Source organism: Pseudoalteromonas sp. ECSMB14103 (assembly GCF_000813065.1).
Classification (GTDB): Bacteria; Pseudomonadota; Gammaproteobacteria; order Enterobacterales; family Alteromonadaceae; genus Pseudoalteromonas; species Pseudoalteromonas marina.
The window spans coordinates 214,938-239,506 of record NZ_JWGY01000001.1 but is presented as its reverse complement, the minus strand read 5'-3'; the positions used below and the strand labels follow the sequence as shown (position 1 = coordinate 239,506).

Annotated in this window: 29 protein-coding genes, 3 tRNA genes and 1 riboswitch; of the genes, 8 read left to right on the top strand and 24 right to left on the bottom strand. The window is 41.1% G+C overall.

Annotated features, from left to right (window positions below; all coding sequences use genetic code 11):
* Window positions 1-27: 27 nt before the first annotated feature.
* The 8 genes from RF53_RS01050 to RF53_RS01015 form a co-directional block, all read right to left on the bottom strand.
* Entirely contained in the window at window positions 28-798 is a 771-nt protein-coding gene (locus tag RF53_RS01050; RefSeq protein WP_006792087.1) for a TIGR04219 family outer membrane beta-barrel protein, read from the bottom strand.
* 3 nt (window positions 799-801) lie between these two features.
* A complete protein-coding gene (locus tag RF53_RS01045; protein WP_010555652.1) occupies window positions 802-1,788 on the bottom strand; it encodes a DUF2333 family protein in 987 nt (328 codons plus the stop codon).
* 8 nt (window positions 1,789-1,796) lie between these two features.
* Complete coding sequence (locus tag RF53_RS01040) at window positions 1,797-2,306, bottom strand: copper chaperone PCu(A)C (RefSeq protein WP_082014408.1); 510 nt, start codon at window positions 2,304-2,306, stop codon at window positions 1,797-1,799.
* Window positions 2,307-2,385: 79 nt separating this feature from the next.
* The gene (locus RF53_RS01035) at window positions 2,386-2,712 is read right to left on the bottom strand and encodes a hypothetical protein (protein ID WP_008130274.1); all 327 of its coding nucleotides are present in this window, start codon (window positions 2,710-2,712) and stop codon (window positions 2,386-2,388) included.
* A gap of 1 nt (window position 2,713) precedes the next feature.
* The gene (locus RF53_RS01030) at window positions 2,714-2,929 is read right to left on the bottom strand and encodes a PspC domain-containing protein (protein WP_008130273.1); all 216 of its coding nucleotides are present in this window, start codon (window positions 2,927-2,929) and stop codon (window positions 2,714-2,716) included.
* Window positions 2,930-2,937: 8 nt separating this feature from the next.
* Window positions 2,938-3,618, bottom strand: coding sequence for a PspA/IM30 family protein (locus RF53_RS01025; RefSeq protein ID WP_039036363.1), 681 nt, complete (start codon window positions 3,616-3,618; stop codon window positions 2,938-2,940).
* A gap of 240 nt (window positions 3,619-3,858) precedes the next feature.
* Window positions 3,859-4,833 carry a tRNA dihydrouridine(20/20a) synthase DusA gene (dusA, locus tag RF53_RS01020; RefSeq protein ID WP_082014407.1) on the bottom strand — a complete coding sequence of 325 codons (975 nt, stop codon included), beginning with the start codon at window positions 4,831-4,833 and terminating at the stop codon, window positions 3,859-3,861.
* 93 nt (window positions 4,834-4,926) lie between these two features.
* Entirely contained in the window at window positions 4,927-5,547 is a 621-nt protein-coding gene (locus RF53_RS01015) for a MarC family protein (protein ID WP_006792079.1), read from the bottom strand.
* A gap of 94 nt (window positions 5,548-5,641) precedes the next feature.
* On the opposite strand from RF53_RS01015, the gene RF53_RS01010 reads away from it, so the two are divergent.
* The 3 genes from RF53_RS01010 (at window position 5,642) to RF53_RS01000 (ending at window position 7,045) form a co-directional block, all read left to right on the top strand.
* On the top strand, window positions 5,642-6,079 hold the full coding sequence (locus RF53_RS01010) for a transcriptional repressor (RefSeq protein ID WP_033019044.1): 438 nt from the start codon (window positions 5,642-5,644) through the stop codon (window positions 6,077-6,079).
* 73 nt (window positions 6,080-6,152) lie between these two features.
* A complete protein-coding gene (locus RF53_RS01005; RefSeq protein WP_006792077.1) occupies window positions 6,153-6,620 on the top strand; it encodes a chemotaxis protein CheX in 468 nt (155 codons plus the stop codon).
* A complete protein-coding gene (locus RF53_RS01000) occupies window positions 6,617-7,045 on the top strand; it encodes a secondary thiamine-phosphate synthase enzyme YjbQ (protein WP_039036362.1) in 429 nt (142 codons plus the stop codon). The genes RF53_RS01005 and RF53_RS01000 overlap by 4 nt, the downstream gene beginning before the upstream one ends.
* Before the next feature lie 225 nt (window positions 7,046-7,270).
* Here the strand turns inward: RF53_RS01000 and RF53_RS00995 are convergent.
* From RF53_RS00995 to orn, 4 genes are all read right to left on the bottom strand, one after another.
* Window positions 7,271-7,346, bottom strand: a tRNA-Gly gene (locus RF53_RS00995).
* 113 nt (window positions 7,347-7,459) lie between these two features.
* Window positions 7,460-7,535, bottom strand: a tRNA-Gly gene (locus RF53_RS00990).
* Window positions 7,536-7,573: 38 nt separating this feature from the next.
* Window positions 7,574-7,649: transfer RNA gene (locus RF53_RS00985), tRNA-Gly, on the bottom strand.
* A 170-nt stretch (window positions 7,650-7,819) separates the two neighbouring features.
* Window positions 7,820-8,365: an oligoribonuclease gene (orn, locus tag RF53_RS00980; RefSeq protein WP_008130263.1), complete on the bottom strand. Its 546-nt coding sequence runs from the start codon at window positions 8,363-8,365 to the stop codon at window positions 7,820-7,822.
* Window positions 8,366-8,527: 162 nt separating this feature from the next.
* On the opposite strand from orn, the gene rsgA reads away from it, so the two are divergent.
* Together rsgA and asd are read left to right on the top strand one after the other, a co-directional pair.
* A complete protein-coding gene (rsgA, locus tag RF53_RS00975; RefSeq protein WP_039036361.1) occupies window positions 8,528-9,586 on the top strand; it encodes a small ribosomal subunit biogenesis GTPase RsgA in 1,059 nt (352 codons plus the stop codon).
* Between the two features lie 15 nt (window positions 9,587-9,601).
* Window positions 9,602-10,480, top strand: coding sequence for an archaetidylserine decarboxylase (asd, locus tag RF53_RS00970; RefSeq protein WP_039036360.1), 879 nt, complete (start codon window positions 9,602-9,604; stop codon window positions 10,478-10,480).
* Window positions 10,481-10,634: 154 nt separating this feature from the next.
* Here asd and RF53_RS00965 read toward each other — a convergent pair whose 3' ends face one another.
* The 8 genes from RF53_RS00965 to RF53_RS00930 form a co-directional block, all read right to left on the bottom strand.
* Window positions 10,635-11,384 (bottom strand): HesA/MoeB/ThiF family protein, encoded by a 750-nt coding sequence (locus tag RF53_RS00965; protein ID WP_010555645.1) that lies wholly within the window; start codon window positions 11,382-11,384, stop codon window positions 10,635-10,637.
* On the bottom strand, window positions 11,377-12,903 hold the full coding sequence (gene thiE, locus RF53_RS00960) for a thiamine phosphate synthase (RefSeq protein ID WP_039036359.1): 1,527 nt from the start codon (window positions 12,901-12,903) through the stop codon (window positions 11,377-11,379). Before thiE ends, RF53_RS00965 begins: the two co-directional genes overlap by 8 nt.
* A 13-nt stretch (window positions 12,904-12,916) precedes the next feature.
* Window positions 12,917-13,708: a thiazole synthase gene (locus tag RF53_RS00955; RefSeq protein ID WP_039036358.1), complete on the bottom strand. Its 792-nt coding sequence runs from the start codon at window positions 13,706-13,708 to the stop codon at window positions 12,917-12,919.
* A 4-nt stretch (window positions 13,709-13,712) separates the two neighbouring features.
* Window positions 13,713-13,907, bottom strand: coding sequence for a sulfur carrier protein ThiS (gene thiS, locus RF53_RS00950; protein ID WP_006792068.1), 195 nt, complete (start codon window positions 13,905-13,907; stop codon window positions 13,713-13,715).
* Window positions 13,908-14,915, bottom strand: coding sequence for an FAD-dependent oxidoreductase (locus RF53_RS00945; RefSeq protein WP_039036357.1), 1,008 nt, complete (start codon window positions 14,913-14,915; stop codon window positions 13,908-13,910).
* A gap of 105 nt (window positions 14,916-15,020) precedes the next feature.
* Window positions 15,021-16,973 (bottom strand): phosphomethylpyrimidine synthase ThiC, encoded by a 1,953-nt coding sequence (gene thiC / locus RF53_RS00940; RefSeq protein ID WP_039036356.1) that lies wholly within the window; start codon window positions 16,971-16,973, stop codon window positions 15,021-15,023.
* A gap of 144 nt (window positions 16,974-17,117) precedes the next feature.
* A riboswitch (TPP riboswitch) is annotated at window positions 17,118-17,226 on the bottom strand.
* A 100-nt stretch (window positions 17,227-17,326) separates the two neighbouring features.
* A complete protein-coding gene (locus tag RF53_RS00935; protein ID WP_033025531.1) occupies window positions 17,327-17,725 on the bottom strand; it encodes an META domain-containing protein in 399 nt (132 codons plus the stop codon).
* Between the two features lie 121 nt (window positions 17,726-17,846).
* Window positions 17,847-18,251, bottom strand: a complete 405-nt coding sequence (locus RF53_RS00930; protein WP_008130241.1) for an acyl-CoA thioesterase — start codon at window positions 18,249-18,251, stop codon at window positions 17,847-17,849.
* 147 nt (window positions 18,252-18,398) lie between these two features.
* On the opposite strand from RF53_RS00930, the gene RF53_RS00925 reads away from it, so the two are divergent.
* Window positions 18,399-20,498: a TonB-dependent receptor gene (locus tag RF53_RS00925; RefSeq protein ID WP_039036784.1), complete on the top strand. Its 2,100-nt coding sequence runs from the start codon at window positions 18,399-18,401 to the stop codon at window positions 20,496-20,498.
* Window positions 20,499-20,688: 190 nt separating this feature from the next.
* Here RF53_RS00925 and epmA read toward each other — a convergent pair whose 3' ends face one another.
* On the bottom strand, window positions 20,689-21,663 hold the full coding sequence (gene epmA, locus RF53_RS00920; RefSeq protein ID WP_039036355.1) for an elongation factor P--(R)-beta-lysine ligase: 975 nt from the start codon (window positions 21,661-21,663) through the stop codon (window positions 20,689-20,691).
* Between the two features lie 100 nt (window positions 21,664-21,763).
* Window positions 21,764-22,330, bottom strand: a complete 567-nt coding sequence (gene efp, locus RF53_RS00915; protein ID WP_006792061.1) for an elongation factor P — start codon at window positions 22,328-22,330, stop codon at window positions 21,764-21,766.
* A 41-nt stretch (window positions 22,331-22,371) separates the two neighbouring features.
* Between efp and epmB the strand changes: the two genes are divergently transcribed.
* A complete protein-coding gene (epmB, locus tag RF53_RS00910) occupies window positions 22,372-23,385 on the top strand; it encodes an EF-P beta-lysylation protein EpmB (RefSeq protein WP_039036354.1) in 1,014 nt (337 codons plus the stop codon).
* Between the two features lie 8 nt (window positions 23,386-23,393).
* On the opposite strand, the gene RF53_RS00905 is transcribed toward epmB, so the two are convergent.
* A complete protein-coding gene (locus tag RF53_RS00905; protein ID WP_006792059.1) occupies window positions 23,394-23,603 on the bottom strand; it encodes a hypothetical protein in 210 nt (69 codons plus the stop codon).
* 71 nt (window positions 23,604-23,674) lie between these two features.
* Here RF53_RS00905 and RF53_RS00900 point away from each other — a divergent pair, with 71 nt between their 5' ends.
* Complete coding sequence (locus RF53_RS00900; RefSeq protein WP_039036353.1) at window positions 23,675-23,965, top strand: hypothetical protein; 291 nt, start codon at window positions 23,675-23,677, stop codon at window positions 23,963-23,965.
* Window positions 23,966-24,005: 40 nt separating this feature from the next.
* On the opposite strand, the gene RF53_RS00895 is transcribed toward RF53_RS00900, so the two are convergent.
* Window positions 24,006-24,497, bottom strand: coding sequence for a DUF3016 domain-containing protein (locus RF53_RS00895; protein WP_039036352.1), 492 nt, complete (start codon window positions 24,495-24,497; stop codon window positions 24,006-24,008).
* Window positions 24,498-24,569: the final 72 nt, after the last annotated feature.

Sequence of the window (24,569 nt, the reverse complement as noted above, 5' to 3'; positions counted from 1 at the left end):
ACGCTTTGTTCAATTAGAAGGCACTAATTAAAAATGAACCTGAATACCTGCAAACGGACCCGATGCGTCAATATCAGTAGTAATATCATCAATATCGTCAAGCTCTAATACCATTGATCGGTAACCCGCTTTAACAGCAATATCTACAGCTAAGTTATCTACAAGTTCCCAAGCAACACCTACTTGATAATCTTGAACTTTACTATCGTCAATTGCCAAAAGGCTGCCTTCAAAAAACACACTTAAACCTGTAAGTGGTAAGCCTGCTTCTGCACGCGCGTATGCAAGTGGCACAAAACCAGAAAACTCAACCGTTTCAGTAAAGTTTGCGCCACCATCTTGCGTTGTACCATTAACAATGATGTCACCGTCAAACTGCTTTGCGTTTAGACCTAAATCAATAGAAATCAGGTCATTATCAAATATTTCGTAATACAAAATGTAATCTACATGCGTTAAATCGCTTACAGAATTAACGGTTGTACCCACTACGTAGTCTGAACCATTAAAGCTAAATGTATCATTTAGCACTGTAGAGCCATTTAGCTCGAGTTCTGTATACTTTAATTTAAGATTAGGTACTAATGGCACCGGATGTTCAAGCGCGGCGTAATAGCTTATGTATGTTTCATCTTCAAAGTTAAAATCTTGAGGTGCATTTGCTTTGTAAGAAAGCTGACCTTCATTATCCGACTGCCAACCATCAACACCTACATACAAACCTAATAGGGTATCAGCCTGAGCTACAGGTGCTAAACATGCCATAGATAAGGCAGCTGCTAAACAATACTTTTTCATTTTTTATCCTTGCGCTAATAGTTCGCTTAGTTCGATTAAAGCCGCGTTGGCTCTAGAAATATAATTTGCCATAACAAGAGAATGATTAGCAACATAGCCAAAACCATTTCCGTTTAAAATTAGTGGGCTCCACACGGTTTCTTGCGTGGCTTCAAGTTCACGGATGATTTGCTGTAAGCTAACGCGTGCGTTTTTCTTTTCAAGCACATCGTTAAAGTCATACTCTACGGCTTGTAAAAAATGCAGTAACGCCCACGTTGCACCACGAGATTCATAAAACACATCATCTATATCAAGCCATGGTGTTCTTACTTGCTGCTGCAATGGAGCAAGCGTTGCTTGCTTATTTGAAGAATTACCAGCTAAGTCAGTATTAACTTTATCTTGCCCAACACTTGCACTTAAACGCTGACTTAGACTGCCTAAACGTTTTTCAGCTTCTTTTAACCAACTACGTAAGTTATCAGCGCGGGCATAAAACTGACTATCGCGCTCATGCTGATGAGCCATTTGCGTACGGTAAACAATTAAGTAATCAATCCCTTTTTGGTACTCGCCCTCAGCACTTGGCCACGCCCAAGCTTCAGAACTTATATTAAATTGAGGTTGTGCTTTTTTAAGCGCTTCGTGTTCAGTTGATTGCGATTGAGAGCGGCTAAAATCTTTTCTCATAGAAAGTGATAAATCACGAACCATTTCAAGTGCGCCATATTCCCAAGCAGGCATATCATCCATAATAATGCTAGGTGGTATAACGTCGTTTGATAAATATCCGCCTGGCTTATCAAGTAGCGTATTTGCAACAGTGATAAGTGTTGATGTAGTAATGTAACCCGTCACCATTGTTTCATTTCGAAGTTGCGCTTGCTCTTTTGCACTTTCAACCACATCAAAACGTGAAGGCTCAGTACTCCAGTAAACGGCAATGGCGTAAAATATAATAAGCAGTATAACTATAATGCCTGCTATTTTTCCTTTGTGTTGCGACATGTAAACTCCTAGTGATGAGAATGTTGTGCTGACGACTTAGCTTTATTTATTTGCGACTCTAGCGTAACCACCTCAATATTTGTAAATAAGCGATTACCATCACTAAAATATAGCGTTAGTTTGCGTTCTTGCCCTGCTTTTAAAGGCTCTTGTGGCTCAAATACCATTAAATGATAGCCTCCAGGCTGAAAATCGACACTTTCATGCGCTTTCACAATGACCGATTCAACCTTTTGCATTTTCATCATACCATCAACATGTGCATGCTCATGTATTTCAACACGTGCTAGTCCGTCAATACTGGCCTTTGTTAATATTGCATTTGTACCACTATGGTTGGAAATAGTTAAGTAGGCGGCACTTGCCTTACCGCCAGGTAAGAACTCTCTAACTTGCGCGTTACTTACTTCAAGTTGTGCGGTATCGGCTGAATGGTTATGGCCAGAGTGCGCAGCCAAAGATGACGAAAAAAAACTAAAAGCCAATGCAGACACAAAAGATAAACACAATTTTGTCATCATTTTAATCCTTGTAAAAACGTAATATCACACGTTAAATTTAACATAGTTAACGGGGAATAGTGAGTTAAATTAAGGATTAAGAAACCACTTTTTTGTTATCAGCCACTAACCAGCACAATACGGCAATAAATAATAATGGCCATGCAATCATCACTGAGCCAAATAGCAAAGCCAAAACAGTACCAATAACAGCCACTGCTGCTGCACCAATCAAACCTAAAGTCACTAACGCAGCAATTGCGGCAACGGCTACAATGGCTATAAGTACACTCACTAATTCAACACCAACCCAGCTCATATCTGCAATCCACAATGGAAACTGCCACGTGTCAAAGTTTAAAAATGAGAATGAGTTAGTAAAAAACACCAAATAAATGAGTATACAAACAGCTATAGCTTTCATTTTAAAATTCCTTAATATGCTTTTCTTCTAAACAGCAATGCGCAATAAAATAACTAAGCGCAACTACAAACGGAAAACTTAAAAACAGTAAAATAGTAACCAAACGTGTTGCCCACACCGGAAAATCTAATCGGTAAGCTAAGCCACTACATACGCCAGATATCTTTTTATTTAGCGTGTCTTTAAACCAACCACGCTGATGATTAAATCGACTCATAACTCCTCCTAGGCGCTTTGTTTAGAACTAACATTTAAGCGTGCTTTTAAACTAGCCAGCTCTGTATCAATTTTTTCGTTTTTAACAAGTGACTCGATTTGAGTTGCCGTCGAATTAGCTTTATCAGTTAACTCATACGCCTCGACTTGTGCTTCAATACCCTCAACACGTTGCTCTATTTGCTCAAAACGAGAAAGTGCATGAGCTACTTTATCGCTATTTAACTGAGTATTTATATGCGACCTGGCAACGGCTACATCATGGCGCTGCGCTAGTTGAGCTTGCTTTGTTTTTGCCTCTGCTATTTTTTGTTGAAGGCGTTCACAGTCAGATCTAATTTTTAATAAAGACTCTTGTAAAGTCTCACGTTGGGCTTGTTTCTTTTCAATGCTTTCGCTTACAGCTTGTTTAGAAATGAGTGCTGACTTTGCAAGATCATCGCGTCCTTTTTCAATTGCTAACTCAGCTTTAGATTGCCATGTCGCAAGCTCTGCTTTTTTAGTATCAAGGTGGCGGGTAATTGCTTTTTCTTCACATAAAAGCGCAGCGGCTGTGCTTCGGCATTCGTTTAATGCATCCTGCATATCGTTAAGCATTAAGTTAACAAGCTTTTGAGGATCTTCTGCTTTATCAAGCATTGCCACTATATTTGATTGAATAACATCGTTTACGCGATTAACTATTCCCATTGTATTCTCCTGTTGATTTTTAATTAATTACAACGAGTAGATTCCAAGAGTTATGCCAAGTCACTTTATATTAATAAAAGAAGTTTATTATCAAAGAGTTGAAATGAAAAAAGATAAGATTAAAATGACCACACACTGAATAGTGCTAAGTATAATTGGCCAATAAATTATGTTTTTGACTAATTTTTAGGATCAAAAAAGCCACTGTATAAGTGGCTTTATATATTACGTTTGAAAAAATTACTCGGGAACAAAGCTAAGTGCTTTATCCATTACAGATAAATCAGCCTGCTTGCCATGGCCGTTCTCTGAAAGGTGACGTCTAAAGCCACGCGCACCAGGTTGTCCCTGAAAAATACCGAGCATATGACGTGCAACATGCCAAAAATTAGCGCCTAATCGCATTTCCTCTTCAATGTAATCATACATAGAGCGCACAACATCATGACGGGTTTGCGTGTTAGCTGTATCGCCGTAAATTTTTTCATCAACCTCGTTAAGCATAAACGGATTACTGTAGGCCTCGCGCCCAACCATAACCCCGTCAATGTATTGAAGATGCTCTAGACTTTGTTCAATCGTTTTCACGCCGCCATTGATACTTAAATCGAGTTGCGGATAATCTTTCTTAAGCTGATATACACGCGGGTAATCAAGTGGCGGAACTTCACGGTTTTCTTTAGGGCTTAAACCATTTAGCCATGCTTTGCGCGCATGGATAATAAAGTCATCACAGCCTACTTTATGACTTGCTTCAATTAACGCACATAAAAACTCATACGAATCTTGTTCGTCTATACCAATGCGCGTTTTAACAGTCACCGGAATGCTAACTTCATTTTTCATTGCCGCAACGCACTGAGCAACCAATTCGGGTTCGGCCATTAAACACGCACCAAAGCGACCATTTTGAACCCGATCTGACGGGCAACCTACGTTTAAATTAATTTCATCATAACCACGCTCACCGGCAAGCTTTGCACATTTTGCCAATGCCTCAGGATCAGAACCACCCAATTGCAATGCAACAGGTCCCTCATGCTGGTTAAAATGCAAGTAGTCGCCTCGGCCAAACAAAATAGCGCCTGTGGTGATCATTTCTGTGTATAGCACGGTGTGCTTTGTCATTTTACGATGAAAAGTACGACAATGACGGTCAGTCCAATCAAGCATTGGGGCGACAGAAAAGCGTCTGTTTAAAGTTGGTTTATCCAAAATATATTCATCCAAATGTAAAACCCAAGTGGGTATAAAAGCAAGGCGTTTAAAGGAGGCGCATTTTACACAAAACCCCGACTAGCAGCAATATTAGCTATATACCTGCAAACCAAAGTAATGCGCTATACCATTTAAAATATTAGTTACTGCAACAGAGCTTAAAATAAGTCCCATTATTCTACTTATAATACTCGCACCACTATCGCCAATAACTTTATGCACATGTGTTGCAAGTAAAAGTAATATGAGTACCAAAGCCAAAACAGCAAGCATCATCGAGGACGTCATGAGTTGCTCAATCCAAGTAAACTCTTCATTACGTGTCATAAGCACAGCACCTAACATAGCGCCTGGGCTCGCGATTGAAGGAATAGCCAATGGAAAGATGGCTGTTTCAGTGCTGTCACGTACGCTTTTTATTTCTGTTTCGGGTTTGCTTTCACCAAAAATCATCGACAGTGCAAAAAGCAGTAGTACTATGCCGCCCGCTATCTGAAAAGCCGACAATGGAATTTCAATCGCATTTAATAAAAGCTCACCAGCTACAACAAAAAATAGCAGCACAACAGCCGATACCCCAACGGCCTTAAAGATGACTTTGCGCTTAAATTTATCATCTTCTCCTCGGGTCACTGCAATAAATACAGGTACAGTTCCTATTGGGTCTATCACCGCAAAAAAGAAGATAAAAATGGCTAATAATTCGTTCATTTCGGGGTTTCCTAAATAAAAAGCGCCTAATAAAAACACTGCAACTACAACACAGTATGTTAGTATATCATGGTAGCGTAAGGATAAGAGAATGATGAATATAGAATCACTAGTTAGTAAAGCTAAGCAAGTATGTGACAACCGTGGCGCTCGTTTTACGCCTATCCGTGAAAAAGTATTTCGCTTATTAGCCAGTGCACAAGGCGGTGTAGGTGCCTATGATCTACTAGAACAACTAAAAATCACTGAGTCTGGTGCCAAGCCAGCCACTATTTATCGTGCATTAGACTTTTTAGCCGAACTAGGATTTATTCATAAAATTGAAAGCACCAACGCATTTATGTTGTGTCATCATTTTGATCATATTCATCCCGTACAATTGCTAATTTGCGACAACTGCGGATATGTTAAAGAACTTCACTCTACCGTTATCTCTCATGAGCTAAACAACTTAGCGGCAGAAAGTGGGTTTGTAGTATCAGGGCAAACAATTGAAGCTCATGGTAAATGTGAGTCTTGCAGAGCTTTATAAAAACAAAATAATTCTTTATGGCTATACTAGTAAGTTGTAGCCATTCAATAGCACAAATTTAAGAGTATTCAGTATGAATGTAGAGTTTATCAATCCTTTTTTATCATCATTAATCAACGTGTTAAGCACCATGGCACAAACACAGTTGAAACCTGGTAAACCGCGCATTAAAACTGATGAAGTCGCCTGTGGCGATGTATCTGGTTTAATTGGTATGGTTGGCCCGCAAACGCGTGGGTCGTTCTCAATCACATTTGACGAAAGTCTAGCTCTTACAATTATGGAGCGTATGCTTGGCGAGCGCCCAGACACTATTAATGAAGAAGTCACAGACATGGTGGGTGAAATCACTAATATGGTAACCGGTGGTGCAAAAAACCTGTTAGGCGAAAAAGGGTTTGATTTTGATATGGCTACACCTATCGTTGTTTCAGGTGCGGGCCATACAATAACACATAAAAGCCAAGGCAAAAAAATCATAATGCCATTTAGTAGCGACGCTGGCACAGCCAATATAGAAGTTAGTTTCGATACACTATGAGTTGGCAACAAAAAACAATTTCACTAAAACCTCGTTCTCGGGGTTTTCACTTAATTGATGATGACGTTTTAAACCAACTCCCCGAAATTGCCCACTATAAAGTAGGCTTACTGCATTTATTTATTCAACACACATCAGCAAGTCTAACGATTAACGAAAATGCCGATCCTACTGTGCGTATGGATATGGAAAGTCACTTCAATAAATTTGTACCTGAGCGACAGCCTTATTATCGTCATGATTATGAAGGCGACGACGATATGCCTGCCCACATAAAAACCAGCATACTTGGTTGTGAGTTAAGTATTCCAATTTCAAATGGATACTTAGCTTTAGGAACTTGGCAGGGTATTTATTTAGGCGAGCACCGAGATGTTGGTGGCGCAAGGCGCATTATAGCAACTATTCAAGGTGAGCTGCTTTAACTGAAATTTCAAAACTTCTCAGTCAAAAAGTATCCCCCCCCTCTTAATTCAACTATATGACCTCAGGATAAAATATCGCTTTATTAATGAAAAGCTGGCTCTGCGCAAAAGTGATAAAGTCAAATAATCAAAGCCTGAATGCTGAATATTATAAATAGGTAAAATTAGGTAATAACAGTTTGAATTATGCTTTTTAATGTAGATATTTTGAAGGGATAAAGATATTGGAGCGGTACACGAGGCTCGAACTCGTGACCTCGACCTTGGCAAGGTCGCGCTCTACCAACTGAGCTAGTACCGCATTTTTACTTCTTTAGTTATTTTACGTTGGTGCGCGACAGGTCGCGTTCAACACTCTAGCAACTGGGCTAGCACCACATTTTGTATTTTAACTAAAATTTTTTGGTTAGAAATTGGAGCGGTACACGAGGCTCGAACTCGTGACCTCGACCTTGGCAAGGTCGCGCTCTACCAACTGAGCTAGTACCGCATTTCTAAATTTTAACTCCAATTTCTTTGGTGAGAAATTGGAGCGGCACACGAGGCTCGAACTCGTGACCTCGACCTTGGCAAGGTCGCGCTCTACCAACTGAGCTAGTGCCGCATTATGGTTAGTCAGTAATTTGTCCGTTGGTGCGCGACACGTCGCGTTCAACATTCCGGCAACTGAGCTAGTGCCGCATAATCGCTTGCTCAAGCACACTAACCCCGCGGGGGTTATCGTCTTGAGCGGGGCAGGATTCTACAATAATACGATGTGTTTGCAAGTGTTTTTTACAAATTAAAGAATTTTTCTCTGTATACCTTCAATTCCATAATCGAATCTTTAATGTCGTCTAAGGCAAGGTGAGAGCCTTTTTTATTCACTTGAGCGAGCACTTCTGGTTTCCAACGTCTAGCAAGTTCTTTAATCGTACTTACATCAAGGTTGCGGTAATGGAAAAAATCTTCGAGTTCACGCATATATTTATTCATAAAGCGTCTGTCTTGCCCAATTGAGTTACCGCACATTGGGGATGCACCGGCTGGCACCCATTGCTTTAAAAACTCTAATGTTTGCGCTACCGCATACTCTTCATCAAACGTACTTGCTTTACAACGCGCAGTTAAGCCTGATTTACCGTGCTGAGTAGTACACCACTCATCCATACCATTAAGTAATTCATCGCTTTGATGAATAGCAATAGTTGGCCCCTCGGCTAATATATTAAGGTCTGCATCAGTGACAACAGTTGCAATTTCAAGTATTTTATCGGTTGCAGGTTCAAGTCCGGTCATTTCCAGATCGAGCCAAATTAAGTTTGATTTATTAATAGTCATAATTACCTTAAACGGTGCTTTTCTTTAGATCCAACGCATTTCGATATATCATATTAGCATCAACCGTCGAGCTAAAGCTTTTTTTATACCAACTCGGTTAAGTATTATTGCGAATTGGTATTATGCTCAAAGCCGACATTTAAACAAGGTTATAGGCCAAACGTGGCAAAACAGAAAAAATTAAGTAAAGGCCAATCGCGTCAGATCAAGGCCAATCATCAAAAGCGTATTAATAGCGCAGGTTCAAAACCAGCTAAAAAAGGTGCCCAAGAGTGGCAGGCAGATAATTTAGGTCAGGTTGAAAGCGCTATTGTGATCAGTCGATTTGGTCAGCACGCTGATGTTGAAACGCAAAATGGAGACGTGCTTCGCTGTAATATACGCCGAACGGTATCTAATTTAGTATGTGGCGACGAAGTGTTATTTCGTCGCGCTAAAGTAAGTGAAGGCGATTTAGCCGGAGTTATTGAAGCAACACAAGAGCGTCGCTCGCAGCTTACTCGCCCCGATTTCTACGATGGGGTAAAAGTAATTGCTGCAAATATTGACCAAATACTTATGGTTTCTGCTGTATTACCTGAGTTTACCCCTAGCATTATTGATCGCTATTTAATTGCCTGTGAAGACATGGGTATTGAGCCTATTTTAATCCTCAACAAAATCGACTTAATCGGCGAAGCCGGCCTTAAAGATATTCAAAACGTGCTCGATATTTATCGCACATTAAATTATCGCGTACTGCTTGTCAGCAATATAACCGGTGAAGGAATTGATGAACTTAAAAACATGCTTGTTGGTAAAAATAATATTTTTGTAGGTCAAAGTGGCGTGGGTAAATCAACCCTAGTAAATACTGTACTGCCAAATGCCGAAATATTAACGAAAGAGGTATCCGAAAACAGTGGCTTAGGCCAACACACCACAACGGTATCACGCCTTCATCACTTACCCACTGGCGGTAACTTAATTGACTCGCCGGGTATTCGTGAATTTGGGTTGTGGCATTTAGACGTTGAGCGTGTGACTTGGTGCTTTAAAGAATTTAGAGAATTTATAGGTGGATGCCGCTTTAGAGACTGCAAACACTTAAATGACCCGGGCTGTATAATTAAAGAAGCCGTAGCCAATGGCGACATTTCGCAACTACGCTTTGACAGCTACCACCGAATTTTAGAATCAATGGCCGATGGCCGTGCCGGCGCTCGTGCGCCGCGTGTATAATTAAGGAAAAATACCGTGAGCTTAGACAAATTTAAAATCGCAATGCAGTACGCAATGCCAAAACACTTTATTTCGCGCGTTGTGGGTAAATTAGCAGCTGCAAAAGCCGGTGCGTTAACAACAACGCTTATTAAACTGTTTATCAAGCAATATAAAATAGATATGAGTGAGGCTAAATATTCAGACCCGTCTCATTACAAAACATTTAACGAGTTTTTTACTCGTCCACTCAAAGACGGCGTTCGTCCAATGGTTGAAGACGCTGATACAATAATTCATCCAGTAGATGGTGCAATTAGCCAGCTAGGCGACATAGTTGATGGGCAGCTTATTCAAGCCAAAGGCCACGACTATAGCTTGCAGGCACTTCTGGGTGGGTCTGAGGACGATACTACTGCGTTTTTAGGTGGTAAATTTGCAACTATTTATTTAGCACCGAAAGATTACCACCGTATTCATATGCCTATTGATGGCACATTAAGCAAAATGATTTACGTACCGGGCGATTTATTTTCGGTAAATCCGCTTACAGCGCAGAATGTTCCCAACTTATTTGCGCGTAACGAGCGTGTAGTGGCTATTTTTGAAACGGAAATAGGTCCACTCGCTATGGTATTGGTAGGCGCAACTATTGTCGCTAGCATAGAAACTGTTTGGGCCGGTACTGTTACTCCACCAGCAGGTAGTGATGTATTTAGTTGGAATTACCCGACCAGCGGTGAAAACGCAATCACATTTAAGAAAGGCGAGGAAATGGGTCGCTTTAAATTAGGCTCAACGGTAGTGCTTGCATGGGGTGCTAATAAAGCAAACATACTAGACGATCAACTACCAGAAGTGGTTACTCGCTTAGGTACTGCGTTTGCAAAAATTAAAGAAAGTGAAGAGCTATAAGTTTTTAGTTTTTAGTTTTTAGTTAAAGATTAAAAGCACCGCGTTTATGACAAATGCGGTGCTTTTTTATTGGTAGACAATGAGCTTGCTCATGTTAGAAGCGCAGCTTCTCATGGCTTAATCCCAAGTTTAGCCCCGCGAATTACCTCTTATTTTATCCACCACACTCTTTACAGTTTAAATCTTTAACTACTTTAAAATGTTGCTGCTTTAAACTCAGCGCATCAAAGGTAATAAATGCACTCCCCTCAACATGCCCGAGTAAAAAATTAAGCGTAAGTTGTGCCTGCATAGAACCAACAATCCCTAATAAAGGGCTTATTACCCCCGCATTACTACAATTAATAGCGGGTGCTTCACTCGTTTTTGGAAAAATACAGCCGTAGCAAGGGCTTTGAGTCTGTGTGAAATCAAAGCCCATTAACTGCCCGCTTGTCGCGATAGCAGCGCCAGCTATTAAACGCGTTTTATTCGCTAAGCAATACCGGTTAACTGCATAGCGAGTGGTAAAATTATCTGAGCAATCAAGTACTACATCGGCATTGCTTAAAAGCTCAGCGCAATTCTCGTCATCAAGCTTTTTACTCTGCGTTACTATATTTATTTGATTATTGAGGCTCGTTAATACTTTACCAGCGGCCGCTACCTTACTTTGTCCTAAATGATTAACTTTATAAAGCACTTGGCGCTGTAGGTTTGAAAGCTCAACGGCATCATCGTCTATTAAAATAAGCGTTCCAATACCTGCCGCCGCTAAATACAAAAGTGCTGGACTGCCTAAACCGCCTGCACCGACTACAGCAACAGTGGCAGACTTTAGTGCTAACTGCCCTTCTAGCCCCACTTCTTTTAATAATAAGTGGCGGCTATAACGCAGGGTTTCTTTATCGCTGAGCTTATCCATTTGGCTGGTTTATAGCACTTTGTAGCGAGCTAATAGCTGCAATATAGTCATCCGCTTCACTAATGGCCCTTACTACCGCAACACTACCGACGCCTGTATTAGCAACTTCATTTGCGCGGGTTAAATCAATTCCGCCAATGGCAACCGTTGGGTAGCTTTGCATTAATGGCACACACTTTTTAAGTTTATCGAGCCCTTGTATTTGCCCTGTCATATCTTTGGTCGTGGTAGGATAAATAGCGCCAAATGCCATATAACTTGGTCGGTAATTATGCGCACGCAGCATTTCATAAAAACCATGAGTCGAAAGCCCAAGCCTTAAACCCGCCTCTTTAATGGCGGCTAAATTAGCAATGTCTAAGTCTTCTTGGCCTAAATGCACGCCATAAGCACCGTGCTTTATTGCTAACTGCCAGTAATCATTTATAAATACGTGAGCGCGGTACTTTTTACCCAGTTCAACAGCCTGTTTTATGAGTTCATCAAGCTCAGTATCCGTTTTATTTTTAACACGTAATTGCGCTGTTTTGATCCCTTGCTGTAAGCACTTTTCTAGCCAGTCATTACTATCAACAACCGCGTACAAGCCTAATTGTTTACTTTCACAGGGTGCAAAATCAGCGGCCATATTAAACTCAAGCGGCACATCAAAATCAAGCTCATCACCAAGCCAGCTACCTGGCTCTATAACTTGAGGATAGTCATCTAAATGTGTAGGAAATGATGTTTGCGCTACAGGCCCTATTCCTTCACCGTATCTAACCGACTGTTTTAAACCTTGGTTTATATAAGCTTTGGCTAAAATAAAGGCATCTTTTAGTGGGTAATCTTTTGCTAAACACGCTGCAATAACCGACGCCATACTACATCCCGTACCATGGTTGTGTGGGGTTTGAATTTTTTTATTACCTAGCCAATATTCTTCATTATTTTGTATGCAGTAATCAATACAGTAACCACTAGGGAAATCCCAATGCCCACCTTTAATAACCACTGACTTTGCTCCCCAACTTAGCAGTTTATTTGCAGCGTCTTTAACGGCGCTTGGGCCAATTAAATATACGCCGGTTAATAATTGAGTCTCGTGCGTGTTAGGTGTTATCACATCCACCAGCGGCAATAAGCACTCTTTAATAGCGCTTACGGTATCTTCTTCGGTTAATACATCCCCGCTTGAGGCAATAGCAACGGGGTCGTAAACAATCACTGGTGGAACTGGCCATTTAGCTTTGTAGTGGCTTATGTGTTCACTGATTAATTGAATTTGCTGCACATTTGCTAACATGCCAATTTTAATTACTTTGGCCTTCATGTCTTTTTCAAGTGCCAAAAGCTGTGATTCAATAATATCGGTAGACACCGCATTAATAGCTTCTACACCTAAACTATTTTGCGCCGTAAGCGCAGTAATTGCGGTACAGCCATGTACACCAAAACTTTGCATCGCCTTTATATCGGCTTGAATACCTGCGCCACCGCCAGAATCAGACCCGGCAATTGTCCACACTACGTTATTCATATATTTTATTTCCTTACTGCTGATGCCAAAACGGCATGCCCATTGTAGGGGTTGAGGGTGCTGCGAGGTCTTTTTCGGGCATTGCTTTAGCGTTATACGCAAAACGCCCTGCCTCAACCGCCGCCTTAAATGCACGGCTCATAGTTATTGGGCAACCCGCCCCAGCAATGGCTGAATTTAATAATACAGCATCATACCCTAATTCAAGCGCTTGGCAGGCATGCGACGGTAGACCTAACCCTGCATCCACAATAAGTGTTGTATTTGGTAAGCGCTCACGAATCGTTTTTAAATTGTAACTATTTAACAAGCCTTTTCCTGTACCTATTGGTGCCCCCCATGGCATAAGCACTTCGCATCCTAGGTCATTTAAACGCTGACAAAGCACTAAATCATCGGTGCAATAAGGCAGTACTTTAAACCCATCGTTAATTAGTATTTCTGTGGCTTCAAGCAAAGCAAATGGATCAGGTTGCAAGTTATAGTCATCACCTATCAGCTCAAGCTTAATCCAATCGGTAGCAAATACTTCACGACACATTTGAGCAAGGGTTACCGCTTCTTTTACACTGTGGCATCCGGCCGTATTGGGCAATATTTTTAAACCCGTATTTTTTATCAATTGCCAAAAGTCATCACCTGCTTCTGCACTTTGCTGGCGCCTTAGTGATACCGTGACAACCCCCGCTCCGGATGCTTCAATTGATTGCGTCATAATATCTGGCGATGGATACAAAGCGGTGCCAATTAGTAATCGGCTATTAATTGCTTCACCATAAATATTTAACGTGTCTTTTACTTGCATGCGCCTACCCACCTTGAATGGGCGATAACAATTCAATGCTATCCCCTTCATTTATAACAAAACCGTTATGCTGACTTTTTGGTATAAATACGCCATTAACAGCCACCGCATAAGGGGCAATTGCTCCATACTCTTTTAATATCTCAAGTAACGCATGAGAGGTTAAATCTAAAAGCTCACCGTTTAACGTAATCTTCATTTAATACTCACCTATGTACGATAGCGCTTGTGCAACAAGAACAGGGGCTAACATATAGCCATGACGATATAAGCCATTAATGCTAATAACATTTCCTGATTTTTTTACTTGCGGTCTGTTGTCACTAAACGCAGGGCGAAGCCCTGTTTGAACCCCTAATAAACGCCCTTCTGCAAACCCACTATGCACCGTGTAAGCTGCCGACAATAGTTCTAGTGTTGAACGTACAGTAGCAGGGCCGCTGTCTTGCGATTCAATTTCAGTTGCACCAATGACATATTCATTATTAGGTTTTGGTGCTATATAAATAGGATACCGCGGATGCATTAATCGCACTGGGCGCGTTAAATTAACTTCTGGTGCATAAAGTCGCGCAACTTCACCTCTTACACCACGAAGCAGTTGATCCTTTTTTGCGCCAAGCCCTCTGCAATCAATAATAAAATCAAACGGGCGATTATTAATTTCACCATTTTTAATAGTTACCCGCTGATTAAACACAAACTTTACTTTTCGCCTGTTAAGCATGCTATAGCTTGCTTTATAAAAGGCTTGGTTATCTATTTGCCCTTCACAGGGTAAAAACACACCTTGGCTAAAACGATTCGTAAGCTCTGGCTCTAACTGCGCTATTTTCTGAGCATTTAAAGCCTCAGCATTGTGCCCAGCTATGGGTTTTATTCGCTGGGTAAAGCTTTGCAGGTCGCCTTTATCTTGCTGATGTGCAACCACTAATGTGCCTTGCTGCTGAAAAAACACATCGTGTTCAAGCTCTTCTATTATTTGTGGCCAGCGATTAATCGAATCCAATCCCATTTGCGCTAAATCGGCTTCACACAATACCGACTCAGCCAATGGCGCAAGCATAGCTGCTGCAACTTTGCCTGCGCTATTGAGAGCATGTTCATCATCGGCCTCAAACACACTCACATTGTGCTGCTTACTTAGCTCAAGTGCAGCAAGCCTTCCTGCTAAACCAAATCCAACAATGGCAATATGGTACTGCATAAAAAATCCTTCATTGGCTGGCCGCGAGTCACAAACTACATGCAATCTTGTGCTAAGGTAGCCACCTCATTGCACGTAGATAGATATCCACAGCCTAAGATCGAGTTATATCGCTTTATGATAAATTTCAGAGCCCGTTTGCTTAAACTCCTCTGATTTAGCTTTCATTTGTGCTTCTACATCAATCATTTTAATTTCAATAGCCTCACCCGCGTTATTGGGATCAATACCACGCTCCTCTAAATCGTTAGCGTAATCGCGTACTTCTTGGCTGATTTTCATAGAGCAAAATTTAGGGCCACACATAGAGCAAAAATGAGCTACTTTGCCCGACTCTTGTGGCAGTGTTTCGTCGTGATATTCGCGTGCACGTTCAGGGTCTAAACCAATATTAAATTGGTCATGCCATCTAAACTCAAAACGCGCTTTTGACAAGGCATTATCGCGCTCTTGCGCGCCTGGGTGTCCTTTAGCTAAATCGGCGGCATGCGCTGCAATTTTGTAGGTAATTAAACCTTCTTTAACGTCTTCTTTATTTGGTAAGCCTAAATGCTCTTTTGGCGTTACATAACACAACATGGCACAGCCATACCACGCTATTTGCGCCGCTCCAATACCCGATGTAATGTGGTCGTACCCTGGTGCAATATCGGTTGTTAGTGGGCCTAGAGTATAAAATGGCGCTTCGCCACAATGTGCTAGTTGCTCATCCATGTTGGCTTTAATCATGTGCATTGGCACATGCCCTGGCCCTTCAATAAATACTTGTACGTCATGCTTCCATGCTATTTGTGTTAGCTCGCCCAATGTACGTAACTCACTAAATTGTGCTTCATCGTTTGCATCAGCAATAGAGCCTGGGCGAAGGCCATCGCCTAATGAAAAACACACATCGTATTGTTTTAAAATTTCACAAATATCTTCAAAGTGCGTGTATAAAAAGTTCTCTTTATGGTGCGCTAAACACCATTTGGCCATAATAGAGCCACCGCGCGATACAATACCTGTAACACGTTTTGCCGTCATCGGGACGTAGCGCAAAAGCACACCGGCATGAATAGTAAAGTAGTCAACGCCCTGCTCTGCTTGTTCAATTAAGGTATCGCGGAATATTTCCCACGTTAAGTCTTCAGCTACACCGTTTACTTTTTCAAGGGCCTGATAAATGGGCACAGTACCAATGGGTACAGGCGAGTTACGTACTACCCACTCACGTGTTTCATGAATATAGCGCCCTGTTGATAAATCCATTACGGTATCGGCGCCCCAACGAGTCGACCACACCATTTTTTCTACTTCTTCTTCAATAGATGAAGTGACCGATGAATTACCTATATTAGCGTTCACTTTAACCAAAAAGTTACGGCCAACAATCATTGGTTCGGTTTCTGGGTGATTGATATTGTTAGGTAAAATTGCACGGCCACGCGCTATTTCGTCACGTACAAATTCAGGGGTTATAAAATCGGGAATACTCGCGCCAAACGACTCGCCCTTATGCTGCGCAGCTAATAATTCTTCGCGAATCTTTGCACGCCCCATATTTTCTCGCACTGCAACGTATTCCATCTCTGGCGTTACAATACCTTGGCGGGCGTAATGCATTTGTGTGACATTTTTGCCCGCTTTACCACGGCGAATTTTTGGTAGGTGATCAAATCGAATATGATCAAGTCCATCATCAGCCATACGCTGCTGTGCAAACTGCGAGGTGACCGAATCGAGTACTTCTGTATCGTTGCGCCCTGCAATCCATTGCTCACGAAATTTTGGTAACCCTTTACGTACATCTAATTCAAAATTTGGGTCAGTGTAAGGGCCCGATGTATCGTAAACACGAAGGGGCTCATTAGATTCATACACCGGATTTTCGTCGGTGCCACCAATAAACGTATCACTGAGTGTTATTTCGCGCATACCCACACGCACGCCTGGCTGGCTACCTTCAACGTACACTTTTTGAGAATTTGGAAATGGCTGCCCTGTTAAATTATAAATATATTCAGAAGCAGCTGCGCGCGTTTCGCGACGCGATGATTTATTTGTAGTGTTTGACATGACTTACCTCATAACTAAAGGGTTGTCTTGTCAGATATTCCAAAAGGAATAGAGAAAGATCGTAAAGTAGCTTCATGCCACTTTGCAGCCTATAAAAATGGGTATCGCTTTATTGCACGCATAAAAAAAGACGCACAAGCGTCCCGTTTTAGGCAGCTTGTTCCCTACGCAGGTATTAACCTGATCAGGTTCACGGATCCCGCTTTCGCGATCTCAGCCTAAGCAACATACTTAGGCACTCCGACAAGTATATAAATTGTTCGTTGATTTAATAAACAATCTTATTAAATCTGCGTTGAGTGTACGCCAGTTAAAAAAGACCCGCAAGGGGTCATTTTTTAAAACTCTAAAATTTATTTAGCAACAAATACAAACTTTTGCTCGCCTTGCATAACTAATTTTTGACCTTGCATGCTAAGCGTTGCACCTTGCTTTAACGTTTTTAAAAACTGCTGTTCAAACTTATCTGTTTTTTCGCCGCAAGATTTTCGGGTCATTCCAACTTTTTGCACACTAAGGCTACTTTCGTTAAGTTCACCCTCACCAAAAAATCGGTTACATCCTGCAAATCCATTTACTTGAAGCGCTTCTATAAAGCTAACGGAGGCCGTGTATTGTTCCTCTAAGGCTAAATCATCAATTGTAGATAACTGCCATTGTGTGTACTTTAGCTGCTCACTGGTAACGGTCCCTGTTGATGCGCAACCAACACATAAACCGATTAAAAGCATCGGTATTGCTGCTAATTTCATACTGCTACTAACTCATTGTCTAATTAATGTCATAATAACAATATTTATGCGATTTATCCGTTAAATTTGCATGTTTTAAATGTAATTTTTTGTTCATAAAACGTTATTTATAGAATATGAGTTAGCTTAAATCATTATTGTTGAATAGGGTTTGCATTTCGGGTGGTAAAAAAGGACGCCCTTTTTCGTTAACGGCAGTACCTATTACTTTTGCTTTAAGCATCACTTGCTGGTCGTGTTTACGTACAATAGTTTGCTCAAACGCAAACTTTAAACGACTTAGACGAACGGGCTTTACAGACACATAAAACTCATCTTCTGGCACCAATGAGTGCTTGTAATCAACTTCACTACGAATCACAACTAAATTAACTTTTTGCTTAGCAAGTAATGCAAAGTCAACACCGTTCGAAAATAGGAATTCATGGCGGGCATGTTCTAAATAATTAAAATAAACACTGTTATTAACGATCCCTTGTAAATCGCATTCGTAATGACGTACTTTAAAATCAACTTTAAAAGTCATATTAGTAATCCTAGTTTTTTTACGTATAATCGCTGCGTTATAACACAGGTATAAAAATAATTACTAGGGTCAGTTTGTCTTTTAAGATTAATACTAAAAGGTCAACAGACCCCAGCATAAGCCCCTAAAATGGAGTTAAGTAACAAAATGAACTTACGTTTGTCTTTAATCACTGCCGCACTTTTGCCGCTAATGAGTGCCCCTTTTTCAGCTAATGCTGATGATAGCGACATAGAAAAAATAGTGGTCACCGGTGACTTTCAACGAGAAACTATTCAAACTTTAAGTGCCAGTGCAAGTTTACTCAGTGAAGAAGAAATAAGCCTACGTGGTGCAAGTTACTTAGACGAAATATTAGGCAGTGCCGCTAACGTAAACTTCACTGCGGGTGCGTCTCGTGGGCGTTTTATACAAATTCGTGGCGTGGGTTTACGCTCACAATTTGTTGACCCTATTAACCCTTCAGTTGGTTTAGTTATTGATGGCATTAACTACTCTGGCCTTGGCGGCAGCTCATTATTATTTGATATTGACCAAGTAGAAATTTACCGTGGGCCACAAGGAACACATTTTGGTGCAGACGGCATGGCCGGTATGATCCAAATGCAATCAGCTAAAGCAACTAGCGATCCGAGTTTAAAACTTCACTTAGGTGCTGGCACATACAACAGCCATGAAGCAGGCCTTGCAGCAAGTACTGGTTTGACCGACGATACAACGGCTCGTGTTAGTTACTTTCGCAGAAAATCTGACGGCTACGTAGACAACTTATACCTGAACGAGTCAACACAAAATCAAGACGAGCAAGTTGCACGCTTTAAGTTAAACTCTCAGCTTACTGAAAACCTAAACACTGAGTTAAATTTTCATTATATTGATATAAACAATGGTTACGATGCCTTTACGCTCGACAATAGCCGCGACAGCGTTGCGGATGAACCAGGTCAAGATAACCAAAAAAGTTACGCGGTAGGTATTGCTAACACTTACACGGGTTTCGATAAATTTGATGTAAGCCTTAATGTTTCAGCAATCGATAGCGAGTTACTTTATAGCTACGATGAAGACTGGGTATGTAATGATATTAACGAGCCGCAACTTTGTGCTGCAGGCTTACACCCTTGGGGTTACAGCTCTACTGATATTTACAATCGCGATCGCGATGATCAATCAGCTAACTTACAATTTAACGATAAAACCGGTAACTGGGTTGCGGGTCTTTATTATCAAAACCGCGATGTTGATTTAGAGCGCCAATACACATGGCTTGCAAGCCCATTTGCCTCTACTTATGAAACCAGCAATATTGCATTGTATGGCCAAGTAGCAACCCCTATTGGCCCAAAAACCACTTTAATAACAGGCCTACGTGTTGAGCAATACCAAGGTGATTACACCGACAGTAACGGTTTTATACAAGAAACCGACGATGTTATGCTCGGTGGTAAAGTCGCGCTTGAGTATCAAGTAATAGATCGCACTATGATCTACGCAAGTATTACGCGCGGTTACAAAGCCGGTGGTATTAACTCTGAAGCGCTTGCAAAAGCAAAAGATGAAGGCCTAAACCTAGACGCTAACTTTTTTCAACAGCACACCAGCTTCGACCCTGAATACTTATGGAGCGGTGAGTTTGGCGTTAAAGGATCATCACTCGATGACGCTTTAACACTTCGCCTAGCGGCATTTTATATGCACCGCGACGACATACAGTTAAAAGCATGGCAAGTTGAAGGCCAGCAGTTTACAGGCTACGTTGATAACGCAAGCTCTGGTAGTAACTACGGCCTTGAAATTGAAGGTAACTACCGACTCACCGACAACCTATTATTAACCGGTAGCGCTGGTTACTTAGACACAGAAATAGATAACTTTGTAACGCAATCTGGTTTAAACCAAGATGGCCGTGAACAAGCCCAATCGCCTAAGTACCAATATGCATTTACTGCACGCTACAATTTTACCAACGCTTTTTATGCCATGGTGGGTATTGAAGGGAAAGACGATTACTACTTCTCAGATAGCCATAACTCTAAAGCGCCTAACAGCAACTTAGTTAACTTAAGCTTTGGTTACGACGCTGACATGTGGTCAGTTCGTGCATGGGCACGCAACGTGTTTGATGAAGCTGTGCCGACGCGTGGTTTTGAGTTCGGTAACGACCCACTTGATGGCTACGAAACGCATACCTATACACAATTAGGTGAGCCAAGAGTAGCAGGTATAACATTTACGTTAGAGCTGTAAGTTGTCAGTTAAAGATTAGAAAACACCGCGTTTAATTAAAGCGCGGTGTTTTTATTTATAGACGTTGAGCTTGCTCACGTTAGAAGCAACGCCTCTAATTACTTTAATTTAAGTACAATCGATATAATCAAACAACCTTTCAAAACCTCGCTTTAACGCGCCAGCAAGCTTTGCGCTTACAGGGCAAGTATCAGGCTCTATCTACATCAAAGGCAATTACATCTTTAATTGTGTCTTTGTTAGTTGCTAGCATTACCAGCCTATCAATCCCCAATGCTACGCCTGAACATTGCGGTAAACCATGCTCCAATGCAGCAATTAAGCGCGAATCCATCGGAACTTGTTTTAAACCGTGCGCTTCACGATACTGGTTATCTTCATCAAAGCGTTTAGCTTGTTCTGTTGCGTTGGTTAGCTCGTTAAAGCCATTCGCAAGCTCCATATTTTTATAATAGAGTTCAAAACGGCCAGCGACTCGCTCATCGTGTTCACAAATTTGCGCTAATGCCGCTTGTGAGGCAGGAAAGTGATAGACAAAACAGGGTTTAGTTTGCCCAATGCTCGGTTCTACTTTCATACAAAATAACAGCTGTAGCAAGGTATCTTTATGAGTTTCGTTTTTAGCTATGTCAGCAAAGCCGTGCTCACAAGCATGCGCCTTTAGTTGATCTAAAGATGCTGTCAGTGGATCCAGGCCTAATACTTGTTTAAATGCATCCTGATAAGTAATACGCGTTGCTGGCTCCACATTAAGTACACACTGCATTAGCTCATCCATTTCATCCATCAATGCAAATTCGTCAAACCCAGGACGATACCACTCAAGCATCGTGAACTCAGGGTTATGATGACTGCCCGCCTCTTCATTTCTAAATGCTTTGCAAAGCTGAAAAATAGAACCTGAACCGGCCGCTAACAAGCGTTTCATTGCAAACTCGGGGGATGTTTGTAAATAAAGAGGCAAACCACCAGCATGCCCGGGGCCCATAAATGAAGTATTAAAACTTGCCAAGTGAACATCAGTGACACTAGCAGCACTTAAGCTCGGTGTTTCTACTTCCATTACATCTCGTACGTAAAAAAATTCACGAATTGTGCGTAAAATTTCTGCGCGTTGTTTTAATGTTTTTATATTTGCGCTGGGCGTCCAAAGTGTTGCTGACATATTTTCTCCAAAAAAAATCCCAGCATAGGCTGGGATTTATACCAATTCGCTTAGGCCGTGTTGCTCTTTGCGGATTGGTATTATTAAGCTACGTTAAATATTACTTAACACGGCCTACGTACTCACCACTGCGGGTGTCTACTTTAATTACTTCGCCAATTTGAACGAATAATGGAACACGAACTACTGCACCCGTGCTAAGTGTTGCTGGTTTACCACCCGTGCCCGCTGTATCACCTTTTAGGCCAGGATCTGTTTCAGTGATCTCAAGCTCTACAAAGTTTGGTGGAGTAACTGCAATTGGGCTGCCATTCCATAGTGTGATAGTACATACATCGTTTTCAACTAACCATTTGCCAGCATCGCCTAAAGCTTTCTCGTCAGCAGCAATTTGCTCAAATGTTTCGTTATTCATGAAATGCCAAAATTCACCGTCTGTGTAAAGATACGCTAAGTCCGTATCCATAACATCAGCACCTTCAACCGATTCACCTGATTTAAAGGTTTTTTCAAGTACCTTGCCAGAAATAAGCTTGCGGATACGAACACGGTTAAACGCTTGGCCTTTACCAGGTTTTACCATTTCATTTTCTAAGATACTGCAAGGCTCGCCGTCCATCATAATTTTTAGGCCGCCCTTGAACTCGTTGGTGCTATAATTCGCCATCGTTTCCTCTATTTTAATTTTTTCGAGTAATCTACGTGCCAATGATACAAAGAAATGAAGCAAATTTGCATAAAAACTGGCAAAAAGAATTAGCAAATGTAGTTACCTGTCCAAAAACCCTGCTTGAAATGGTTGGTTTATCGAGCCAAGTCCATGAAAACGACCTAAAAGCTCGCAGTTTATTTCCGGTACGGGTGCCAGTGCCTTTTATAAAAAAAATGCGCAAAGGTGATGCAAACGATCCTCTATTGCTACAAGTTATGCCTCGTCATCAAGAGTTTTTAAAAAAATCCGGGTTTAATAAAGATCCTTTGCTTGAGCAAGACAACGATCAACCCGGGATTTTACATAAGTATAAATCGCGTGTTTTAGTTATGTTTAAAACCGGTTGCGCGGTAAATTGTCGGTATTGTTTTAGACGTCATTTTCCGTATCAAGAAAACCAACTTAATAAAAAAAGCCTGCTAGATGCCCTTTGCTATATAAAATCAGATACCAATATAAACGAAGTGATCTTAAGTGGTGGCGACCCGCTCATGGCCAAAGACGATGCCATTAGCTGGTTTTTAGATGAGCTTGAAAAGTTACCGCAAATAAAACGTATGCGAATACACAGCCGTTTGCCAGTCGTAATACCTGCGAGAATTACCGACGAGCTATGTGCCCGCTTACAAAAATCACCACTAAAAATTGTATTTATAAACCATATAAATCACGCCAACGAAATAGATGATGAGTTTAAAGCCGCAATGCAAAAGCTTAAACATGCAGGCGTTATGCTATTAAATCAAGCGGTTATTTTAAAAGACGTGAACGATACGGTTGACGCACAAGTAAATTTAAGTGAAGCGTTATTTGATGCCGACGTGCTGCCGTATTATTTGTATTTGCTAGATAAAGTTGAAGGCGCAAGTCACTTTGACATTAACGAAGAGCAAGCAATAAAAATAATGGCAGAGCTTTTAAAAGCTCTGCCCGGATTTTTAGTGCCTAAACTAGTAAGAGAAATAGGCGGTCAAAAAAGTAAGACCCCTATCGACCTCAAACTTATTTAGGGCGACATTTAAACGTATACGTTTATGTTATTACCAAGTGTTGCAGTCACCGATTTAGCCGGTGTTTGCGCACTTGATGATTGCGCAGCACCTTCAATTAGTGCAAGCGCAGCTGCGCCGTCTGCCTGTTGCTGTTTTTTAGCCAAAGAAGCGCTGTAAACTTCACCACTTTCGCTAGCCCCTGACATAACGGGTAAACTTGAACCTGATATATTCATATTACTAACCTGACTTTTAAATGTAATCCACGTATTATATCGGCCATGCAGTACAAAGCTTTAGGAAAACCATGGATTCTATAATTGAACAACTCAACGCTAACTTAAAAATTGTTTATCGTCAGTCACTTGATGCCGACAAAAAACTAGACGAATTACAACAACAAGGCCATGGTAAATTTAAAGCCTTATTTGGAAAAGACGCTGGTTTTGACTTTGAGGCAAAGCGTTTCAAACCCTATGTACTAGACGTTGCAGCCGACGTAGAAAGTTTATCGACCGATGGCTTTAACGAAGAAAAGTTAAAAACGACCGTCATTAAATTACAACAGTTACTCACTTTACTTGCCACGTTTAAGTAACCAAAGTTAATCACTTGCCGCTCTTAAGCGGCAAGTTAACTCAATCAATACTTGTTAATACTTGTTCGCCAAACCACTGTGTGAGTAATCTTTTTTCGTGGTCAAATGACTCCTCTCGGCCTCTTCTTATTCTATCCATAAAGCCCATGTCTTTGAGTTCAACATCATTTGCTTCACTTATTACATCGCCTTCTTTATTAACTAACGAATAGTTCAGGTTAATACGTGGGAAAAAAATAGGTTCAACAACGCGAATTTCACTTGTGCCACTAAAACGTACATCACCAGCTAAATCAACATCTGTAATTTCGACATTCAGCTTATAACCTTTTGGCAGTTGCTCAGCAAGCTTGGAAAAATGTTTTTCAAACTGCTTCGTAATTTGCTTATGGTAAGACGCTTTAGTTTGGTTTGATGCACGCACATCGCGATAGTCTTTAAAGTCATGCCACTTAACTGCAGACTCGCCAGCATGTGTAAATAGTGGCAATACAACACACAGTGCCATTGAAATTTTTGTAATTGAGTTCATAGCTATCTCCAAAAAGTAATCCATAACACAATGTATATGGTGTGACTTTGTTGCTTACCTTAATTAAATAAT

Bases quoted from the DNA above. Each gene is read 5' to 3' on its own strand.
- RF53_RS01050 (WP_006792087.1), bottom strand. From the start codon at position 798: ATGAAAAAGTATTGTTTAGCAGCTGCCTTATCTATGGCATGTTTAGCA.
- RF53_RS01045 (WP_010555652.1), bottom strand. From the start codon at position 1,788: ATGTCGCAACACAAAGGAAAAATAGCAGGCATTATAGTTATACTGCTT.
- RF53_RS01040 (WP_082014408.1), bottom strand. From the start codon at position 2,306: ATGACAAAATTGTGTTTATCTTTTGTGTCTGCATTGGCTTTTAGTTTT.
- RF53_RS01035 (WP_008130274.1), bottom strand. From the start codon at position 2,712: ATGAAAGCTATAGCTGTTTGTATACTCATTTATTTGGTGTTTTTTACT.
- RF53_RS01030 (WP_008130273.1), bottom strand. From the start codon at position 2,929: ATGAGTCGATTTAATCATCAGCGTGGTTGGTTTAAAGACACGCTAAAT.
- RF53_RS01025 (WP_039036363.1), bottom strand. From the start codon at position 3,618: ATGGGAATAGTTAATCGCGTAAACGATGTTATTCAATCAAATATAGTG.
- RF53_RS01015 (WP_006792079.1), bottom strand. From the start codon at position 5,547: ATGAACGAATTATTAGCCATTTTTATCTTCTTTTTTGCGGTGATAGAC.
- RF53_RS01010 (WP_033019044.1), top strand. From the start codon at position 5,642: ATGAATATAGAATCACTAGTTAGTAAAGCTAAGCAAGTATGTGACAAC.
- RF53_RS01005 (WP_006792077.1), top strand. From the start codon at position 6,153: ATGAATGTAGAGTTTATCAATCCTTTTTTATCATCATTAATCAACGTG.
- RF53_RS01000 (WP_039036362.1), top strand. From the start codon at position 6,617: ATGAGTTGGCAACAAAAAACAATTTCACTAAAACCTCGTTCTCGGGGT.
- orn (WP_008130263.1), bottom strand. From the start codon at position 8,365: ATGACTATTAATAAATCAAACTTAATTTGGCTCGATCTGGAAATGACC.
- RF53_RS00965 (WP_010555645.1), bottom strand. From the start codon at position 11,384: ATGGATAAGCTCAGCGATAAAGAAACCCTGCGTTATAGCCGCCACTTA.
- thiE (WP_039036359.1), bottom strand. From the start codon at position 12,903: ATGAATAACGTAGTGTGGACAATTGCCGGGTCTGATTCTGGCGGTGGC.
- RF53_RS00955 (WP_039036358.1), bottom strand. From the start codon at position 13,708: ATGCAAGTAAAAGACACGTTAAATATTTATGGTGAAGCAATTAATAGC.
- thiS (WP_006792068.1), bottom strand. From the start codon at position 13,907: ATGAAGATTACGTTAAACGGTGAGCTTTTAGATTTAACCTCTCATGCG.
- RF53_RS00945 (WP_039036357.1), bottom strand. From the start codon at position 14,915: ATGCAGTACCATATTGCCATTGTTGGATTTGGTTTAGCAGGAAGGCTT.
- thiC (WP_039036356.1), bottom strand. From the start codon at position 16,973: ATGTCAAACACTACAAATAAATCATCGCGTCGCGAAACGCGCGCAGCT.
- RF53_RS00935 (WP_033025531.1), bottom strand. From the start codon at position 17,725: ATGAAATTAGCAGCAATACCGATGCTTTTAATCGGTTTATGTGTTGGT.
- RF53_RS00930 (WP_008130241.1), bottom strand. From the start codon at position 18,251: ATGACTTTTAAAGTTGATTTTAAAGTACGTCATTACGAATGCGATTTA.
- RF53_RS00925 (WP_039036784.1), top strand. From the start codon at position 18,399: ATGAACTTACGTTTGTCTTTAATCACTGCCGCACTTTTGCCGCTAATG.
- epmA (WP_039036355.1), bottom strand. From the start codon at position 21,663: ATGTCAGCAACACTTTGGACGCCCAGCGCAAATATAAAAACATTAAAA.
- efp (WP_006792061.1), bottom strand. From the start codon at position 22,330: ATGGCGAATTATAGCACCAACGAGTTCAAGGGCGGCCTAAAAATTATG.
- epmB (WP_039036354.1), top strand. From the start codon at position 22,372: ATGATACAAAGAAATGAAGCAAATTTGCATAAAAACTGGCAAAAAGAA.
- RF53_RS00905 (WP_006792059.1), bottom strand. From the start codon at position 23,603: ATGAATATATCAGGTTCAAGTTTACCCGTTATGTCAGGGGCTAGCGAA.
- RF53_RS00900 (WP_039036353.1), top strand. From the start codon at position 23,675: ATGGATTCTATAATTGAACAACTCAACGCTAACTTAAAAATTGTTTAT.
- RF53_RS00895 (WP_039036352.1), bottom strand. From the start codon at position 24,497: ATGAACTCAATTACAAAAATTTCAATGGCACTGTGTGTTGTATTGCCA.